Below are 18,459 nucleotides of genomic sequence, written 5' to 3' on the forward strand. Positions count from 1 at the left end.
GTTATTTTACAGCAGCTTCTTGAGATGTGAGTCCTAATTGTGCCAGATTACTGAAGAAACTATGTATAGAGTTGTGGGGAGGGAGTGGTCCGGTAAACGATTCCACTACTTCGCGGTCGGCATTATTGAGGTAGAGGAAGAAGGGCTTCTCTGTCAATGCCTTGTGCAATGATTGCAAACGTGCATCATCTTTTGCGCTCCACAAACGTGCGGCATTTGCTATCAACAAGTTGACATCCGCCCCGGCTATCACGGATTCCGGTACGGTAAAGTGACATAATGCCGGATATTCCACTAAAATGATGTCCGGAGTTTCTTCCGCTTCGTTCTTCTGCCAAAAATCCGACAACTGTTGTGCTTGTACGTATTCTTTTTTATCTATCTCAAAGTCTATGTGATAAGAGACGATGCGCACTTTTAGCCCCTCCGTCTTCCAGTAGTCGGCAAAGTACTTGGCAAGGAAAGATTTTCCTTCCCTTTCTTCCATACTGAGCAGATTAATGACAACAGACCGGTTGGGCTTGAGATATTGATTGAGTTGCTGGCAGACATAGGCGGCTGCACGACGGTTGCACGCTTTGAGGAAACCACGGAATTTCAAATTGCTGATACCGTTGAAAGCTGCAATCACAGGCAATCCGGTGAGACGCTTGCTGCGGTCGGCATCGCGCAAAGTTCTGTCTATCAGTTCCACCAGCAATGAGAAGCCGATAATGAATATCACACTGCCTACAAAGGCGGCAATGATGTACAATAAACGTTTGCGACCATTATCTGTCAATGGGTATTCCGGCGGGGTGATAACTTGAAGATTGCTCGTACTCATTTCAATGTTTTTCAGGCGGAGACGGGCTTCGGATAGACCGCGGAGCACTTCACGATAGGTATCTTCGGCAAGACTTACTGCACGTTCCTTGCGGTTGACCTGTGTTCCGACAGGGGATAGGGTTTTGTATCCTTCACGAATATCTTTCCGACGGTCCTCCAACACTTTAAGTTCTGCTTGCGCTTTAGCCTCGTTGACAACGGCGAGCAGCCATTCATTAACCATATTCTGTATGCCTACTCCTTCTTTAGAGAAGGCGTATTCATTGATGTTGTCAGACAAATGACTGATGCTCTCTTCCGCTTTTTGCAGTTCACGTTTGTTTTTCAAGAGTTCTTCGTTGGTGTCATGTTCCGTATCTGTAGTGAAAATCTCTTGTTCCATTATTTTCTCGTTCAGCTTACTGACTTTTTCCAATTCTTGCAGGAGATTGGTATTGGTACGTATCAGCCGGGCACGCACGTCCATTTTATTTTCCAGCATATCGCGCAGGGCACGAGCTCCTTCATATTCTCGTCTGGCAAGTTCGTAGCGGTCATCTACTTCGTATTTGGTGATGGCAAGGGCTTTGGTTTGTTCTCCGTAGTTGATAACTTCTTCTTGTACATTATAACGCATCAAGTCATCCTCTTCTTTGGTTAGGGTAACCTTTGCCTTTCTGACTTGTTCTTCGAAATAGGCTATTACATTTCTGGTAGAGCTGAAACGGAGTATTTCATAGGCTTTGGTCAGCTCGTCTTCCAAAATGGCAATTGTGTTCTGGGCAATGCCGGGGTCGCTGCAAGTATAGTTTATGTCAATCAAGTCACTGTTTCCCAGACGCCTGATAACAATCTTTTCTAATGCTCTGAGGCTGAAAAACGGACTGGAGGGCTGGCTGAAAATGGAGTATACAAAGTTTGCCTTATTAGGCTGACGGTATTTGCTCAGATTTTCAGTAGTTTTCTCCACTGATTTGCGGTCTACCAGCGCCAGTACTTCCTTTGGGGTGATTTGCAACAGCTGGCGGTAATGTTTGGCAAGGATGTAGGGAGTGTCTTTTTCTTCGTCGCCATGCACCAGACAGGTGGCAAGCAAGCGGGTTGATACTTTTTCCAACGTTCCTTTGGACTTTCCGATATTGATGATATTATCGAATGTACTGTTGACGGAGAAATAATCAAATCGTTCTTCGGTAATGGAAGTTGCGTTGGTTACACCGGCATAAATGTTACTGTTGACTGTGTAGCTGAACGGTAGAAACTGGGTGAAATAAATCACCAAAGCTGTAACAATAAGGCTTCCCCACAACAGCCGGTAGCGGATGCGATAAAGAAATTGCGGTATGAACTGTATGACATCCATAAAATTTATTTGTCTTTGATGATTTTTACATTGGTCAGCATCTCTAATAGAATAATAGCGTTGTGCAGGCTTACACGAGCTTGTTCGTATTGCACGACAGCCGTAGAACGTCTCCCTCTCTCCAAGGACAAGGAAATGATGTCTATGGTTCCATTTATGAAGTTATTCTCTGAAATCTTCATCTGTGCGTTATAGAGTGCTGCCGATTCGGCTTTTGCCTTGATAGTGGCAAGCTGTTCGGTTACAGCGTTGTAGGCATTAAGCACTTTGAGCTTGCGGTCTTCCATTACCTCTTCTTGGGTGTATTGCAGTTGCTCGATGTCGTATCTGTATCTTTTCAACCGTAGGGGGCGGTTGAATAAGTCGCTGAGACTGACGCTGACACTTGCCCCCACATTGAAAGTATGGCGTGAACCTACACTTGTGGACTGATACCAATCCACCAAAGTTTCACTGTTGTCACTCAGGGTGTTGAACCGTCCATATGCATAATTTCCATTCAACCGAAAATAGTCCAGCCAATCTCGTTTTTGTAGCCGGTATTCGTTTTTTACTTGCTCTACTTGAGACTGCGCCCGCTTTACGGTGGCATTTTCTGTCACCGCATCCAGAAAAACAGAAAGGGGAGGCAGTTCCAGCTCATTGATAATTTTACCGGAGGGGTCTGTGGCTTCCGTTTGGGTGGCTTTTTCCAATTCCGTGTCATTGGCTTTCAACAGCTGCAATACCTTAATGCGCTCGGCGCGGGTCATTTCTTGCTGCGCAGCAACATTTGCAGAGAAGCATAACAGAACCAAAGATAGTATGGCACCTATACTGATTGAGTTGCATTTGTTGCTTATTTCATATTTCATAAAGTTCTTGTTTTTCTTATACATTTTCTTTCTGCACAAACGCCGTAAACGTTCTTAGCAGTATCTTCATGTCCAGCCAAAATGAAAATCTCTCGGCATATTTGATATCCAGTTGTTTTCGTTCTTCGGCGGACATCTTGCCGGCTCCGCCGCGTTTTTCCACTTGCCATAGTCCCGTCAGTCCGGCAGGGGCCATGAAACGTTCGATGTAGGTGTCGCTGGTCAGTAACTCCGCTTCATAAAGGGGGAGAGGGCGGTTGCCTACAATGCTCATGTCGCCTTTCAGGACATTGAGGAGCTGCGGCAGTTCGTCGATGCTGTATTTGCGGATGAAGCGCCCTACACGAGTGACGCGAGGGTCGTTCTCTATCTTGACAAATGTATTCTGCTTCTCTTGCGACTTCTGTTTTTGGAAGTCCTCTTCGGTGATTACGAAGTCGTCCGAAATCAACAGGGTAGCTTCTTCCTCCTCTGTCCCCACAAGGTCGTCGAACCTTATTTCAGGTTGTTCGTCGGAGATTTCCTCTTCCATTTTGTATTGGTTGAGGGCGTTCAGTTCTTTCAGCCGCTTGTCCGCATTGGTGTACATGGAACGGAATTTGAGGAAGTCGAATATACGGTAGTTGCTGCCTACACGTTGCGACTTGTAGATTATTTTTCCTTTGCTCTCCAAACGTATGGCTATTGCGGTGGCAATAAGCAGCGGTGACAGTATAAGGAGTGATGCGGTGGCGAAAAGGACATCGAAAGTGCGCTTCCATAGGGGCAGGTGAAAGGTGTTGAGCATCTTGCGGTGAGAATGGCTGAACTCCTCCAGTTTGCTTGCCTTGCGCACATTAAGGAACCGGTCCATTTGCCGGATTGCACCTTCATCCGCCTTAGGGGGCAGGGTGTTGTTGATGCCTGCCTGCAGATAGGATTTGCGATGTTGGCTTTGAAGTGATTCTGTGACAAGAATCATGTAGACGCGTGGAAAACGTTTGTGCAGGAAATCTATGTTTTTGCAGTCTTTTTCCACATCATCGGTTTGTTCGTAGAGAATGGACGTATTATACCGTTCGCGTATGCCGTCGATAATCTTTACCGCTTTGTTGCATGAGGACACAGCCATGAACATACCGCCTGTGACTTTGCTCAAATGGTCGATGATAGCCCGATTGTTTCCTATATAGATGTAATACAGCATACCCTTTGATGGACTTTAAAGGAATTTCTTGATACGGGCTTTCAGTTCCAGCGGGTTGAACGGCTTGAGGATATAATCCTCGGCTCCGGCTTCGAGTAGCCCGATTCGCTCGCTGATGCTTTCTTCACACGAAAGCATGATGACCGGAATGTGCTTGAAAAGTGCGTTGCCTTTCAGATAGTGCAGGAATTCGCTGCCTGTCATGCGGGGCATCCGTATATCTGAGATGATGAGGGCCGGCTCATTTCCTTCGTTCAGCCATTCTATGGCTTTGATAGGGTCTTCCACGTACACTAAGTTGTTGTCTTTTCCCAAATAGACGGAAAGAACCTTGCCGATAGCCGGTTTGTCATCTACGAATAGTATTGTTTTCATTTGTATGTTTATAATGATCTGAATATTGTTTGTTTATCGATATATGTTCTTTGCAATCGGATATTTATACCAGTCTTTGTTCGTTTCCCGGTTGCGGGCCCAGTCCAGAAACTTGGGATAGGCGCAGTCTGATTCATCCTTTTGGTTGCTGATATTGATTCTCTCCTTCGGGTATCTGAAGTCGGGTACACAGATGGCCCACGTGTTGTTTCCGGCAAGGTCGAGGTTCGATTGCTGGACGGTTCCGTTGGCTGTGGCTCCGTATTTCCAGAATTCGTAGAGATGTATTTCCATGCGTTTTTGCATATTTCTATATTTGTAGCAAATGAAGAAATCGAGATTGTCTTTGGAGAACAAGGGGACGGTGCGGCTTTGGTCGGCCAGCTCTATGATGAGCTCGTATGTGTAGGCTTTGGCAGTTGTGCCGGAACCGGTATTGACTATCTTGCCTTGTTCCACACCGTCGTACACTTTGTGGGCATTGCCGAAGAGGGGGATGACGACAGCGTTGTCACCGTTCTCCATGCACGTGCCGGAGTCGAAAGTGAAGAAGCCGTCGGAGCCCAGCGTAGCGTGGAATCGTTTGTAGTCTCCGGCGGGGGAGATACTCTTGATGTCCGCTTTGTTGATATTGACAATGCGCAATGCCGCACCGATACTCTTGACGGCGCCGGTGGCGGCAAGCGTAACGTTCAGCTGGATGCGTTTGATGTGGTTCGTCTTTTTTTCACGATGATAGGTGGTGGTTACGTCCAGTATGATGTCGTTGAAATCGTAATCGCCTACCAGCGGGTAGTTGTCTTCAAAGGCGTATGTGTAGGGCATCTCGCCGGGGTTTACATCGTCGCCCGATTCGTCGGGGGTATTGCCTGCACCAGTGCAGCGTCCTTCGGGAATGTAGGAAGGCGCCTTGCCGGGGAGGCAAATGGTGGCGTTGCCGTTGCCTTTATGCCCGCTTCCGCCGGCTGTGCCGTTCAGACAATAGTTGTCGAAGTTTTCAACGGCTTTCTTGTATTCACAATATACATTATTGATAACATAGCCTTGGGTTACTTCCGTTCCCATTGAACCCGTCCAGTTTGCCTGATTGATGTGCTCCAGCTTCAACAGAGCATAGCTCTTGGCGGCAGTAGGTCCCGTGATGTTACAGTTGGACAGGTTGGTGGTGTTTTCTATGTCAATCATGGAATTGGCATCGAGGTCTATATAGTTGTAGGCATAGAGATGCTTGGCTTCTATAAGCGAGCCTTTTCCCATTTTGATGCCGTTGGAGGCAAGGAAGTTCTCTACTTCTATTTTGCAACTGTTCTCCAGTTGGGGACCGGTGCTTTGGTTGTCACCGATTTGGTGGACTTCCACGTCACCATGGTTCACGTACAGGCTTCCGGTAGATGAGCCTAACAGTTTGCCTGCGTCTATCTCTCCATAGTTATAGAGAGTGCCGCCGTTGTTGTTGATGCCGTCCACATCTATCTTTCCGGCATTGTAATTGGTTCCGCCGTTGGAAAATTCAATCCAACCTTTTCCTGTAATCTTCCCGCGGGTGTCTTCCGCCGCATCCGGTTCATTTTCCTGATAGGCAGTGCCTAATACCACTAAGGATGAGCTGTTGGTGAATCGGAGGGAGGGTTCATACTGCCCGCCCGATTTCAACCCTATGGCGCCTCTGGAGGCTACGATGATTTCCAGCCCTTGGTTGATGACTTGCGGAGAGGGTATTTCCCATTTGGCACCGGGGGCGATTATCAGCTTGAGGGTTCCCGCATCGGGGGTAGTGGCGCCGCCATGATTGATGCCGCCGGAATAGGATTTGGTAATCTTGAAAATGTTGGTACGGGCAATGTCGGTGTCCATATCTTGCCCGTTGTAGACTGTTGCCTTACTTAGTAATTCTTCGATTTCACTGTCTGTATAGGGACGTGCCATCGTCTTAATCTGCACTTCGCCCTCATCAGCTCCGGCGCGTGCCGAGGAACGGGTGAGAGCCTGTATGCCGAACGTGGTTTCTATCCGCCGGTTGCTGACGGGGACAACTTTCATGATGCGACGCCCTTTGGAATCCATGCGCGAAACGTAGACGCGCTCCAAAGTCAGCGGGCAATCTATGGTGGTTTGGAATATCAAGTCCTGATTGGCTGTGCCGCTTGCCAGCAAATGGGCTACTGCATCTGTTGCGTACGGATTATAGTCGAAAACCTCGACTGTGTAGTCTGTGCCGTAATCTTCGTAGACGGATATGCTTACATCAACCGGACAGGTTGTCTTCCAATCCATTTGGGGATCTATATCTTTCACCGGGAATTTGTCCTGATAGGTGGCCTGCACTTTTTCAGCGTCGAAGACATCTTCTTTGCAGCTGTAAAAAATAAAACTCATTATAAGTGCGGAAAGCAATAGAATGTGATTTATTTTAAAATAATTTCCCATATATAATGTTTTGTTTGATAATTAGCAAAAATACATTTATTTAGCTAAAGATAGCTTACATATAGTGCGTAAACCGATAATTGTTAACCAATTTTAACCGCAGCGTACCATGTATCGCGATATAATAAGTTCCAAAGCATCTTTCATAAGTGAATTTATAAATGTTTTTACAGTTTTGTTTGCGTGTTGAATAAAATAATCAACTTTTTATTGTTTACGCCACAAAAGTAGTCATACTAATTGAAAAATGGATTGTAAATATTGTCTTTTTTGACTATTTATGATGAATATTTTGTTAAATCCGGCTATCGTTGCAATAAAAAACTTGTAAAAGCTGCCCAAAGTCAACTGGAAAAAAACGGGGGAGTGGGAAATTACAAAAGAGGAAATTACTCTTTTGTAATTTCCCCCGCCAAATCCGAATTCATCCGGTAGCGAATTTCTGCCTGGCTGAGTCCGTGTCCAAGGAGGAACATGAGTTTGGTGACGGCGCATTCGGGCGTGCTGTCGTAGCCGCTGATGACGCCGGCTTCAAGAAGATGCAGCCCGGTTTCGTAGCGTCCCATCTCGACGCCACCGCTTTGGCACTGGGTGATGTTGACGATGACGATGCCCCGTTCCGTAGCATCTTTCAATTGGCGGATGAACCATTCTTTCTGGGGGGCATTGCCCGAGCCGAAAGTTTTGAGCACCACCGCTTTCAGTCCCGGAACATGAAGCACGGAGTTGATAATACTCTCTTGGATGCCGGGAAACAGGGTGAGTACCACGACGTTGGTGTCGAAGAGATAATGCGGTTTCATCGGTCGTGCGGGATCGGGGCGGCGGATGATGTGCTCGTTGTAGCGGATGTGGATGCCGGCTTTTGCCAGGGCGGGGTAGTTGAACGAGCGGAAAGCATTGAAGTTTTCGGCGTTGATTTTGGTTGTCCGGTTGCCGCGCATCAGTTCGTTTTCAAAGAAGATGCAGACTTCAGGGACAACGGCAGTGCCGTCCGGGTTCTTGGCGGCGGCTATTTCGATGGCTGTAATCAGGTTTTCCTTTCCGTCCGTGCGCAGTGTTCCGATGGGCAGTTGAGAGCCGGTGAGGATAACAGGCTTCGCAAGGTTTTCGAGCATGAAACTGAGGGCTGATGCCGTATATGCCATTGTGTCGGTTCCATGCAGGATGACGAAGCCGTCGAAAAAGTCGTAGTTATAATTTATTATCTTGACAATCTTTGCCCACAGAGAGGGTTCCATGTCGGAGGAGTCGATGGGCGGGTCGAACTGGTAGGACGAGATACGGTAGTTGAAGCGTTTCAATTCGGGAACGTGCTTGAGCAAGTGGTCGAAATTGAAATTCTCGAGGGCACCTGTTTCGGGGTTTTCTATCATTCCGATAGTTCCGCCCGTGTAAATCAAGAGTACGGAAGGGTAATCTGCTTTCATAAATATCTCGTTTAACTCGTTTTTCGGGCGCAAAGATAAGGAAAAAAGTGGTAGGATGGCTGAGGAATAGTCACTTTCTTAAATCTTCTTTCAGGTGCGAGATGGCTTTCTGTGCATCTCCCTCGTATTCGTTGAGCAAAGTGACGAAACGGCTGCCTATGATGGCTCCGGAAGCGTGGGAACAGGCGGCATCGAAGGTTTGTTTGTTGCTGATGCCGAAACCTACCATGCGGGGGTTGCGCAGGTGCATATCCTGCATCTTCTTGAAGTAGGCTTGCTTCCGGGTGTCGAAGTCCTTTTGCGCGCCGGTGGTTGCGGCAGATGATACCATATAGATGAAGCCGTCGGTGTGGGCGTCTATTTCGCGGACGCGCTCCTCGCTGGTTTCGGGGGTGATGAGCATGATGACACGGAGGTCGTATTTCCGTGCAATGGCTTTATAGTACTCTTCGTAGTCCTTGAAGGGCAGGTCGGGGATGATTACGCCATCGATGCCGCACGCTTCACATTGCCGGCAGAACGCTTCGAAGCCGAAGTGCATAATGGGGTTGAGGTAGCCCATCAGGATGAGCGGGATGCGGACATTGCGACGGATGTCGCCCAGTTGCTCGAAGAGGAGGCGGAGAGACATGCCGTTGCGCAGGGCGCGGGTGGCGGCGTCTTGAATGACGATGCCGTCGGCCATGGGGTCGCTGAAGGGGATGCCGATTTCTATCATGTCCACTCCGTTCTTTTCGAGGGTGCGGATAACGTTGGCTGTGCCGCCGAGGGTGGGGCAGCCGGCGCAAAAGTAGATGGACAGCAGGTTTTTGGGGCTGTCCTGAAAAAGCTGGTTGATGCGGTTCATATTGAGTTTGATATTATTGGTTGGTAATGCTTTGTATTTCTTGTAGGAATGCCTTGATGCGCTCCACGTCTTTCTTGCCCGGAACTGTTTCAAAGCGGCTGTTGATGTCGACGCCTGCCAGTTTGGGGTGGTGAAACTCTTTGATGGCTTTGGCGCTGTAAGGGTTGATGCCGCCGCTGAGTAGGAAAGGAGTCATTCCGCTGTAACGGTGCAGCAGGTTCCAGTCGAACTGGTTGCCCGAGCCGCCGTACTGCGGTGTCTTGGTGTCGAACAAGTAGTAATCGCATAATCCCTTGTAGGCGGAGACGGCCGCGAGGTCTTTGGGGTGCGAAAGGGAGAATGCCTTGATGAGATGCAGGCCGTTGCTGCGTAGCGAGCGACAGTATTCGGGAGATTCGTTGCCGTGAAGCTGGATGTAATCCAGTGCGAACCGGTCGGCGTACATCAGGATATTTTCCTTGCTTTCGTTTACAAAAACACCGACACGCTTTGCGTGCTCGGGCAGGTACTCCGGTATTTCGCATAGGCAGCGGGGAGACTTGGGGTAGAAGATGAAACCTATCATGTCTACGCCCAGTTGTTCTACGTCGCGGATGTTTTCCGCTTCAGTCATACCACATACTTTGATAATTAGAGAAAACATGGGATTTATGGTTTTATTATTTACTATATTACTGTTTGTTTCTTTTTAGGCACGGATTACGCGGATTTACTTTATCCTTCTTTCCGTGAAATCCGTGTAATCCGTGCCTAAAAAATCATCACGTGCATTTTGCCCCCTTTAGTCCCTTTGACTCCCTCCCCTCAATCTCCTGTATAAATTCTTTCAGCTCCTCTTCCGGCCGGCGGGTTTTCATAAAGGTTTCTCCGATGAGGAAACCGCGGAATCCGGCGGTGCGCAGGCGGCAGATTGTTTCGGGATGGGAGATGCCGCTTTCCGAAACGAGTAGCGGCAGGTTGCGGGTGCCGGCACTGCCCTGAACATCCGCTACCGCTTGCCGCAGCCGGTTGGCGATGCGGAGAGAGTTTTCTACATCGGTGACGAACGTGCCGAGGTTGCGGTTGTTTACGCCTACCATATCCACCTCCCTACTTATATAGGACAATTCGGAAGGGCTGTGGATTTCGAGCAACACTTCCAGCCCGAGGGCATGGGCGCGGGCGGTGAGGGTGGCGCATTCTTCTTGCGTCAGGCAGGCGGCAATCAGTAATACGGCATCTGCGCCAACGATACGTGCCTGCAACAGTTGGTATTCGTCGATGATGAAGTCTTTGCGCAAGATGGGGATATTGACCAGCGGGCGTGCTGTGCATATGTCGCGCAGCGAGCCGCCGAAGAACTTCTCGTCCGTCAGGATAGAGAGTGCGGCGGCGCCGGAAGCCTCGTATGCGGCGGGTATTTCTCCGGCTTGGGCTGCCTCGTATATCCAGCCTTTCGAGGGAGAGCGACGCTTAAACTCGGCGATGATTCCCGTGGAGGATGCGGCAAGCGCCTGTTTCATGCTGCGGCGGGGGGCTTGGGGAGCGTTCATCAGCTCCTGCGCCTGTTCCCGCAGTTGTTCCGGTGAAACGGCTTGTTTTTGCAGTTTCACTTCGGTTCGTTTATGTTCTGTTATTTCTGATAGAATATCCATAAGGGGGTATGAGTTATAAATTCTGAATGACAGATAGTCTTGATATAATCTGCTTCTCAACATTTATTTATTTCTATAAATCTCTTCAGCGTCTTCAGCGCCCGTCCGCTTTCCAGCGATTCGCGGGCTATGGCGATGCACTCTTCAATCTCCTTTTCCGGTTCCATTACTTGGATGGCGAAGGCGGCGTTTACGATGACGCATTGCGTTTGGGCGGCTTCCGCGCGGTTGTTCAGTACATTGTCGAAGATGCGTGCGGCATCCTCCTTGCAGTCCCCGCCCGAGAGCTCTTCGGGTCGTACCGCGCTGAAGCCGAGTGCCTGCGGACGATAGATGCGTTCGTAATTGCGGGTCATTACCTTGAATTCATCGGTCAGTGAGATTTCATCGTAGCTGTCCAGACTGTTTACTACGGCAAAGTCGATGCCGAGCTTGTAGAAGACGTTCGTGTAGAGACGCATTTGCGAGAGGTCTGCCACGCCCAGCAGCTGGTAGGCGGGTTGGCAGGGGTTTACCAGCGGGCCCAGCAAGTTGAAGAGTGTGCGTACTCCCAGTGCCTTGCGCACAGGGCCTACGAGCTTCATTGCCGGATTGAACAGCTGTGCGTGCAGGTAGGCGATGTTGCACTCCTCCATGCTTCGCTTCAGGATGTCGGGATTGTTGGTGAAGCGCACTCCGTGTTGCTCTATCACGTTGCTTGCTCCGCTCACGGAAGTGGCTCCGTAATTGCCGTGTTTGGCAACTTTGTAGCCTGCGCCCGCCACGATGAAACAGGCACAGGTGGAGATGTTGAACGTGTTCTTCCCGTCGCCGCCCGTACCTACGATGTCAATGGGGCGATAGGGCGCGAAGTCTATCGGGATTCGCGTCTCCATAAGTGCTTCGCGAAACCCCGTCAACTCGTCTACTGTGATGCCACGCATCTGGAATACAGTGAGTAACGCAGCAATCTGAGCTTCGGGATACATCTCCCGGCTGATGTTGAGGAGAATTTGCTTGGTTTCCTCTGCGGTGAGCTCTTCGTGGTTGAAGAGGCGGGCTAATATTGCTTTCATTTGTTTCTGTTAGTGATTAAGAGGTTTATGCTGCCTGTCATTTGTTTCTGTTAGTGATTAAAAAGTTTATGCTGCCTGTCATTCAGAGCGAAGCGAAGAATCTGCTCTCTTGTGTGTGCATGGGGAAGGGATTCTTCGCTATGCTCTGAATGACAGATAGTGTATGACGTTCATTTGCTCCCGCAAGGTGTGTGATTTGCTCCCGCAAGGTGCGTGGTTTGCCCTTGCAGGGTGTGTCATTTCTCTCTGCGAGGTGTGTCATTTGTCCTCGTGAGGTGTGTGGTTTGCGTCACCTTGCAGCCAGTTCCTCATTATCAGTTTTCCGTCCGGAGTCAGCACGGATTCCGGATGGAATTGTATGCCGCGAACGTCATACTCCCGGTGCTTCAGCGCCATAATCTGCCCTTCGGGGCTGACGGCGGTGACGGCAAGCGTTTCGGGCAGCCCCTCCGCATCTACCACCCAAGAGTGGTATCGTCCTACGGGAATTTCTTCGGGCAGTCCCCGGAAGATGTAGTCCGGTTCTGCCAGCCGTATGCGGGTCTGTACGCCATGAAACACGTTGCTGAGGTTCACCAGCCGTCCGCCGAATACCTCTCCGATGGCCTGTTCGCCCAAGCATACGCCCAGTATGGGTTTCTTGCCGGAATAGGTGCGTATTACGTCCGTCAGCAATCCGGCTTCTTGGGGCACGCCGGGACCGGGGGAGAGGATGATTTTATCGTACCGTTCCAGCTCTTCCATTCTGAATTGGTCGTTGCGCAGCACGTCTACCGCTGCGCCGAGTTCTTTCACCAGATGCGCGAGGTTGTAGGTGAAAGAGTCGTAATTGTCTATAATAACCGTTTTCATCTTTTTCATTTACAATTTACAATGTATATGCACTCACATTTTCTCAGCCATCACAATTGCTTTCTTCAGTGCTCCCAGCTTGTTGTTCACTTCTTGGAGTTCGTATTCGTCGTTGCTTTTGGCTACGATGCCGCCGCCTGCCTGAAACCACAGCACTCCGTTGCGGCTGACGAAGGTGCGGATGGTGATGGCCTGATTCAGACTGCCGTTCAGTCCGATGAACCCGATGCAGCCGCCGTATGCGCCTCGGTTGTGCGGTTCCAGTTCGCTGATGAGCTGCATGGCGCGTACTTTGGGCGCACCGCTCAGTGTTCCGGCGGGGAAGGTGTCGATGAACGCCTTGACGGGGTCGGCTTCGCTGTTCAGCTCGCCGCTCACGCGGCTCACGAGGTGGATGACGTGGCTGTAATATTGCATCTCCTTGTAGAAGTCCACCTTCACGTCGCGGCAGTTGCGGCTGAGGTCGTTGCGGGCAAGGTCCACCAGCATCACGTGTTCGGCATTCTCCTTGGGGTCGTCGTGCAGGTATCGGGCGTTTACGGCATCCTGTTCGGGGTCGCCGGTGCGCCGGGTAGTGCCGGCGATGGGGTCTATGTAGGCATGGCGTCCTTCGATGCGGCAGTGCGTTTCGGGCGAGGAGCCGAAGATGCGGAAACCGCCGAAATCGAAGTAGAACAGGTAGGGTGAGGGGTTGATGCTGCGCAAGGCACGATAGAGCTTGAAGTCGTCGCCTGTGAAGCGCTGTTCGAAGCGGCGGGAGAGGACTATCTGGAAAACATCACCCCGCAGGCAGTGGGCTATTCCCCGGCGGATGTTGGCTTTGTGCTCCTCGTCCGTCAGCGGAGAGGTTGTTTCGCCGACGGCACGGAAGTCGTAGGCGGTGTAGTTGCGGTTGCGGATGGCTTTATGTACTTTGTCCAGTTCGCTTTTCTCGTCGGGGGCAAGCATCTCCAGCAACAGCATCTCGTTCTTGAAGTCGTTGAAGACGATGAGATACTTATATAATATGTATAGCATATCCGGCGCGTCGTTGGTGGCTTCGCGGCTGTCCTTTACGGCGATGTTCTCAAAATAGCGTACGGCATTGAAGGAGGTGTAGCCGTACAGGCCGCAGTAGTTGCTGTATTCGCCCTCCACGTGGAAGCGGTCGAGGAAGTCGCGCAAGGCGTTCTCCACACGATATTCTTCGGTGACGGGACGTTCCTCGCGTGTGCCGTCGGGCAGGCGGAAGATGGCGGCGCCGTGGTCTATGCTGACGCTTGCCACCGGACAAAGTGCGATGAAGGAACGGTTGTTCTCGCTGCCGTGATAGTCGGAACTCTCCATCAGCGCGCTTTGAGGGAAGATGTCGCGTACCTTCAGGTAGGTGCTTACGGGTGTGTGCAGGTCGCCAAGTATCGTGCGGCTCACTGTTTGATAATCATACTGTTTCATTGTTGTTCTTATTTAGCGGTTTCCCCATACTCCAAATACGTCTCCACATCCTTGTCTCCCCGTCCCGAAACGGTCAGCACCACTACGTCGTCGGACTTGAAGTTCAGTTTCTCCAGTGCGCCGAGGGCATGGGCGCTTTCCAGTGCGGGGATGATGCCTTCGAGTTTGGTCAGTTCGTAGGCGGCGCGGATGGCTTCGTCGTCGTTTACGGAGAGCACGATGGCGCGTTTCTTTGCGGCAAGGTTGGCGTGCATGGGGCCGATGCCCGGATAATCCAGTCCGGCGGAGATGGAGTAAGGCTCCTCAATCTGCCCGTCCTCGTTCTGTATGACGTAGGTGCGGGCGCCGTGGATGATGCCCAGTTTGCCGAGGGCGATGGTGGCGGCGGTCATCCCCGTTTCCACGCCTTTGCCGCCGGCTTCGGCGAGGACTATCTGCGCACGTTCGTCGTCGACGTAGTGGTAGATGGTTCCGGCTGCATTGCTGCCGCCGCCTACGCAGGCTATGAGGTAGTCCGGACAGTCGCGCCCTTCCTTTTCCATGAGCTGTTTCTTAATCTCCTCGCTGATGACCGACTGCAGGCGTGCCACCATATCGGGATAGGGGTGCGGGCCTACGGTGGAGCCGATGATGTAGTAGGTGTCTGCCGGATGACAGCACCAGTCGCGTATGGCCTCGTTGGTGGCGTCCTTCAGGGTCATGTTGCCGCTGGTGACGGGGACTACGGTTGCTCCCAGCATCTTCATCTTCTCTACGTTGATGTGCTGGCGTTCCACGTCGGTCTTGCCCATGTACACGATGCACTCCATGTTCATCAGGGCGCAGACGGTGGCGGTGGCAACGCCGTGCTGCCCTGCGCCTGTCTCGGCAATGATGCGGCGCTTTCCCATGCGGCGTGCCAGTAGAATCTGGCCGATGGTGTTGTTTATCTTGTGCGCGCCGGTGTGGTTCAGGTCCTCGCGCTTCAGATAAATCTTGCAGCCGTACTTTTCCGACAGGCGCTTAGCCAGATATAGCGGAGAGGGACGCCCTACGTAGTCGCGCAGCAATTGGTCGTATTCACGCTTGAAATCCTCACTTTGCAGCACGCTGAGATAGGTGTTCTGCAATTCTTCTACACATCTGTGGAGTATTTCGGGAACGTATGCTCCGCCGAATTCTCCGTAATAACCTTCTTTGTCTACTAAGAAACTTGCCATATTGTTTGTTGTTTTTATTATCTCCCGTTTATCATTGATATTTGGACAGGCAGGGGCGTTGCCTAAACGAAAAAAGCCCCGTCGCTTGGTGCGACAGGGCTCTTTTCCTATATCTTTCTTATATTACATATATACATACGAGCACTGCTCCCTTACGACTGCCGGAGTTGTAACGGGTGCCACCACCAATATGTATTTACGAACATTGTTTTCATTGTCTTTTTTTGTTTTAACAGGGGCAAATATAAGCACATTGTTTTAATTGCCAAAATAAATCTTACTTTTTTTTCGTATTAGAACATTTATCTTGAAATGTTGTTCTCTATCACAAGTAACAACCATTATTTACTAATAAAAAGAAAGGAACAAACTATGAGACGGAAACATCTGATTGCCGTAGGTGCTATTATCGCCATTGTTTTATTGCTATACTGGCTGTTTATAGCCGAGGACTTGAACGCTTGGCTCAATGTGAATTGATTTTTCGGCACCGTCATGCGGGGTTGTTCGGATAAATAATGTATCTTCGCAAAAAATCAAAGACTCATGAAAGGATTAAGTTATTCATTCTTGCGTGCTGTATGCGCGCTGGTAATTGGCTTGGTGTTGGTGATGTTTCCCGACCGTGCCGGTGATTATTTTGTGATAACGATTGGTGTCATTTTCCTTGTACCTTCGCTCATCAGTATTATAGGATATTACGCTCAGAACGCCGAGGTGCGCCGCCGCTTCCCGGTAGAGGGGGTGGGCAGTCTGCTGTTCGGCTTGTGGCTGATTATCATGCCGGGCTTCTTTGCCGATTTGCTGACGTTTGTGCTGGGCTTCATCCTTGTGATGGGCGGTGTGCAACAGATAGCGTCGCTCTCCGCTGCACGCAGGTGGACGCCCGTACCGGGTGGGTTCTACGTTGTTCCGGTGCTGATATTGCTTGCCGGGCTGATTGCGTTGTTCAACCCCACGGGAGTACGCTCCACGGCGTTCATCATTATCGGAATCACCAGTCTGGTTTATGCGGCTTCGGAACTGGTAAACTGGTTCAAGTTCACCCGTCTCCGTCCCAAGACGCCTGTTGCCGGCGGCAAGGCCGAGGATGATGCAGACATCGAAGATGCCAAAATCATAGAATGAAGGGGATGTTTTTTCAGATATTCTGCAAGTACTCCTCAATCTCTTGGGCTGTGACATCTTTCAGCAGCACGGTTTTGTCCTCGTCCAGAAGATACAGGGTAGGGATGGCTTTCAGGTCGTAAAGGTTCTTCTGTTCAATCGTCCGCTTTTTGTCGTATCCGTTAATCCACTCATCGGGAAAGTCGGAGAGGTGTTTCCGCCATTCCGCCAAATCCGCATCGGGATAGAGGGAAAGAACTTTCACCCGTTTCCGTGCAATGGCTTGGGCGGTAGCGGGGCTGCGCTTCAGGGCTTCGATAGCCTCGCCGCAAGCATGGCAGCCGGGATTGTTGATGAACAATAACGTGTAGGGAGCTTTTATGCCATGCAAGTTGCCCTGTTTGCCGTTGGCAAGCGTATAAGTAAAGTCCAGCGCTTTTGTGCCTGCACGGTTCTTCTGCGCCAGTTCCCGCCGGGCTTTCGGACGTATTTTCTCCGTATCGTCCATGACGGGAGATTTCAGCATGGCATCCAGGACGGAAATGTAAAACTCCTCATTGCGCATCGGCGAGTTGGGGTCATACAGATATTTCTCCGCAAGAGACGTCAGGTACGTATAACATTTCTTTTCTTTCTCTGCCCGGAGAAACAGTTGTTTTAAGGCGGCGTCGGCGGTGCCGGCAGAAACCAGCCGCAGGATGTCGATGAAGTCCACCCAGCCTTGTTCCGTCACTTCGGGATGGTGTATGTAGTTGGTGTCGGCAAAGTCCACGTTGTCCCAGTAGTGGCGTGCCAGATAGTCTGCACGCAGTTCCGGAGTACTCAGCATGGCGGGTATTGCGGGCAGCACAAGGGTGGTGACGGTGTCTGCAGCAATCGCTGCCGATTGTTTCTTGCCGGCCTGTTCGCTGCTGCATGCGGTGTTGGCGTTCAGCATCAGGGAGAGCAATGCGCAGACGGGCAGAAGCTTCGTGATAATATTTTTCACCCCATTATTCATATCCTCTTTCATATTTACCTTGTACACAAAGGTAGTATAAAAGTTAGAATCCATGAAGCAAAGGATGTTTTTTATTTGCTGCATACAAAGAACGACCGGATACAAACATTCGGCCGTACATTATAATGTACGCGCGCGGGCGCGTATAATTCCCTTTTTTTAAAGAAAAATCCCTGTACATATTATAATACTGCGATATATACCGCGATAACGCGCGGCGATTTTTATTCGGAAAAAATAGAATTTCTGAGAACTTCAGGAAATAGGATGTACATCAAACAAGGTTTTGCCTATGGTGCAACCCCCGTTTGACGTATATCAAACGGAATTTTCACCGTAGGCAAGTATTTATTCATAAACCTAATGCCCTGCCGTCTTTACGCGCGCCCGCGTATATTATATTATAATGTATGCCTTCCGTTATCGTGCACATCCGCTTTTGAAAATATGCTTTACAACAGGTTTATCAATCAGCGAGTTACGAAAAAGTTTCATGTTTTCGTGAAAAAAAAGATAGATATATTTGGTGCATATTGCTAAATCCTCTACTTTTGCATCCGCTTTCGAGAATGAAAGCAGCGATTGATTGACATTCTGAAACAAAAGCGTATGGATGCTGTAAAAGAGAGAAAAAGAAATGAAAAATAATTTTCCGAAAATATTTGGAAGATATTAAAATTTCTCCTTATCTTTGCAGTCCGACTCGCAAGGAAAAAGAACTTCTCTTTCTCCGCTCCTTTAAAAGAGCTCTGAAAGAAAAAGAAAAAAAACTTCCGGAAAAATTTGGAAGATATACTTAAAAGTTTTTACCTTTGCATCCGCTTTTGAAAAAGAAAAGCAATCGAAAAAGAAGCGATCTTTGAAGAGATTTACATAAACAATACAAGTA

The 18,459-nt window shown here is 49.7% G+C and carries 15 protein-coding genes; 1 reads left to right on the top strand and 14 read right to left on the bottom strand.

The features are described 5' to 3' along the window. Position 1: 1 nt before the first annotated feature. From DW121_RS12550 to trpB, 13 genes are all read right to left on the bottom strand, one after another. Positions 2-2,170, bottom strand: coding sequence for a GumC family protein (locus tag DW121_RS12550; RefSeq protein WP_118323952.1), 2,169 nt, complete (start codon positions 2,168-2,170; stop codon positions 2-4). 5 nt (positions 2,171-2,175) lie between these two features. After that, positions 2,176-2,922: a TolC family protein gene (locus DW121_RS12555; RefSeq protein ID WP_233555811.1), complete on the bottom strand. Its 747-nt coding sequence runs from the start codon at positions 2,920-2,922 to the stop codon at positions 2,176-2,178. A 118-nt stretch (positions 2,923-3,040) separates the two neighbouring features. After that, positions 3,041-4,210, bottom strand: coding sequence for a sugar transferase (locus DW121_RS12560; protein ID WP_118323953.1), 1,170 nt, complete (start codon positions 4,208-4,210; stop codon positions 3,041-3,043). A 15-nt stretch (positions 4,211-4,225) separates the two neighbouring features. Then, a complete protein-coding gene (locus tag DW121_RS12565) occupies positions 4,226-4,585 on the bottom strand; it encodes a PleD family two-component system response regulator (protein ID WP_117712492.1) in 360 nt (119 codons plus the stop codon). 33 nt (positions 4,586-4,618) lie between these two features. Next, entirely contained in the window at positions 4,619-6,961 is a 2,343-nt protein-coding gene (locus tag DW121_RS12570; RefSeq protein ID WP_158573928.1) for an LruC domain-containing protein, read from the bottom strand. Between the two features lie 440 nt (positions 6,962-7,401). Beyond that, complete coding sequence (locus DW121_RS12575; RefSeq protein ID WP_117712496.1) at positions 7,402-8,442, bottom strand: asparaginase; 1,041 nt, start codon at positions 8,440-8,442, stop codon at positions 7,402-7,404. Positions 8,443-8,512: 70 nt separating this feature from the next. Next, on the bottom strand, positions 8,513-9,289 hold the full coding sequence (trpA, locus tag DW121_RS12580) for a tryptophan synthase subunit alpha (RefSeq protein WP_118323955.1): 777 nt from the start codon (positions 9,287-9,289) through the stop codon (positions 8,513-8,515). A 13-nt stretch (positions 9,290-9,302) separates the two neighbouring features. Next, positions 9,303-9,932 (bottom strand): phosphoribosylanthranilate isomerase, encoded by a 630-nt coding sequence (locus tag DW121_RS12585; protein WP_117712501.1) that lies wholly within the window; start codon positions 9,930-9,932, stop codon positions 9,303-9,305. Positions 9,933-10,050: 118 nt separating this feature from the next. After that, positions 10,051-10,923, bottom strand: coding sequence for an indole-3-glycerol phosphate synthase TrpC (gene trpC, locus DW121_RS12590; RefSeq protein ID WP_118323956.1), 873 nt, complete (start codon positions 10,921-10,923; stop codon positions 10,051-10,053). Positions 10,924-10,979: 56 nt separating this feature from the next. Further along, complete coding sequence (gene trpD, locus DW121_RS12595) at positions 10,980-11,978, bottom strand: anthranilate phosphoribosyltransferase (RefSeq protein ID WP_117712505.1); 999 nt, start codon at positions 11,976-11,978, stop codon at positions 10,980-10,982. Positions 11,979-12,236: 258 nt separating this feature from the next. Further along, a complete protein-coding gene (locus DW121_RS12600; protein WP_117712538.1) occupies positions 12,237-12,830 on the bottom strand; it encodes an anthranilate synthase component II in 594 nt (197 codons plus the stop codon). A gap of 33 nt (positions 12,831-12,863) precedes the next feature. After that, on the bottom strand, positions 12,864-14,264 hold the full coding sequence (locus tag DW121_RS12605; protein WP_118323957.1) for an anthranilate synthase component I family protein: 1,401 nt from the start codon (positions 14,262-14,264) through the stop codon (positions 12,864-12,866). Between the two features lie 8 nt (positions 14,265-14,272). Next, entirely contained in the window at positions 14,273-15,463 is a 1,191-nt protein-coding gene (gene trpB, locus DW121_RS12610; RefSeq protein ID WP_118323958.1) for a tryptophan synthase subunit beta, read from the bottom strand. Between the two features lie 546 nt (positions 15,464-16,009). Between trpB and DW121_RS12615 the strand changes: the two genes are divergently transcribed. Next, positions 16,010-16,591, top strand: coding sequence for an HdeD family acid-resistance protein (locus DW121_RS12615; RefSeq protein WP_117712511.1), 582 nt, complete (start codon positions 16,010-16,012; stop codon positions 16,589-16,591). A 13-nt stretch (positions 16,592-16,604) separates the two neighbouring features. On the opposite strand, the gene DW121_RS12620 is transcribed toward DW121_RS12615, so the two are convergent. Beyond that, entirely contained in the window at positions 16,605-17,507 is a 903-nt protein-coding gene (locus tag DW121_RS12620) for a DUF5106 domain-containing protein (RefSeq protein WP_187120036.1), read from the bottom strand. Positions 17,508-18,459 lie beyond the last annotated feature (952 nt).

Source organism: Bacteroides sp. AM10-21B (assembly GCF_003472565.1).
GTDB classification, from domain to species: domain Bacteria; phylum Bacteroidota; class Bacteroidia; order Bacteroidales; family Bacteroidaceae; genus Bacteroides; species Bacteroides propionicigenes.

Bases quoted from the DNA above. Each gene is read 5' to 3' on its own strand.
- DW121_RS12550 (WP_118323952.1), bottom strand. From the start codon at position 2,170: ATGGATGTCATACAGTTCATACCGCAATTTCTTTATCGCATCCGCTAC.
- DW121_RS12555 (WP_233555811.1), bottom strand. From the start codon at position 2,922: ATGACCCGCGCCGAGCGCATTAAGGTATTGCAGCTGTTGAAAGCCAAT.
- DW121_RS12560 (WP_118323953.1), bottom strand. From the start codon at position 4,210: ATGCTGTATTACATCTATATAGGAAACAATCGGGCTATCATCGACCAT.
- DW121_RS12565 (WP_117712492.1), bottom strand. From the start codon at position 4,585: ATGAAAACAATACTATTCGTAGATGACAAACCGGCTATCGGCAAGGTT.
- DW121_RS12570 (WP_158573928.1), bottom strand. From the start codon at position 6,961: ATGAGTTTTATTTTTTACAGCTGCAAAGAAGATGTCTTCGACGCTGAA.
- DW121_RS12575 (WP_117712496.1), bottom strand. From the start codon at position 8,442: ATGAAAGCAGATTACCCTTCCGTACTCTTGATTTACACGGGCGGAACT.
- trpA (WP_118323955.1), bottom strand. From the start codon at position 9,289: ATGAACCGCATCAACCAGCTTTTTCAGGACAGCCCCAAAAACCTGCTG.
- DW121_RS12585 (WP_117712501.1), bottom strand. From the start codon at position 9,932: ATGTTTTCTCTAATTATCAAAGTATGTGGTATGACTGAAGCGGAAAAC.
- trpC (WP_118323956.1), bottom strand. From the start codon at position 10,923: ATGGATATTCTATCAGAAATAACAGAACATAAACGAACCGAAGTGAAA.
- trpD (WP_117712505.1), bottom strand. From the start codon at position 11,978: ATGAAAGCAATATTAGCCCGCCTCTTCAACCACGAAGAGCTCACCGCA.
- DW121_RS12600 (WP_117712538.1), bottom strand. From the start codon at position 12,830: ATGAAAACGGTTATTATAGACAATTACGACTCTTTCACCTACAACCTC.
- DW121_RS12605 (WP_118323957.1), bottom strand. From the start codon at position 14,264: ATGAAACAGTATGATTATCAAACAGTGAGCCGCACGATACTTGGCGAC.
- trpB (WP_118323958.1), bottom strand. From the start codon at position 15,463: ATGGCAAGTTTCTTAGTAGACAAAGAAGGTTATTACGGAGAATTCGGC.
- DW121_RS12615 (WP_117712511.1), top strand. From the start codon at position 16,010: ATGAAAGGATTAAGTTATTCATTCTTGCGTGCTGTATGCGCGCTGGTA.
- DW121_RS12620 (WP_187120036.1), bottom strand. From the start codon at position 17,507: ATGCTGAACGCCAACACCGCATGCAGCAGCGAACAGGCCGGCAAGAAA.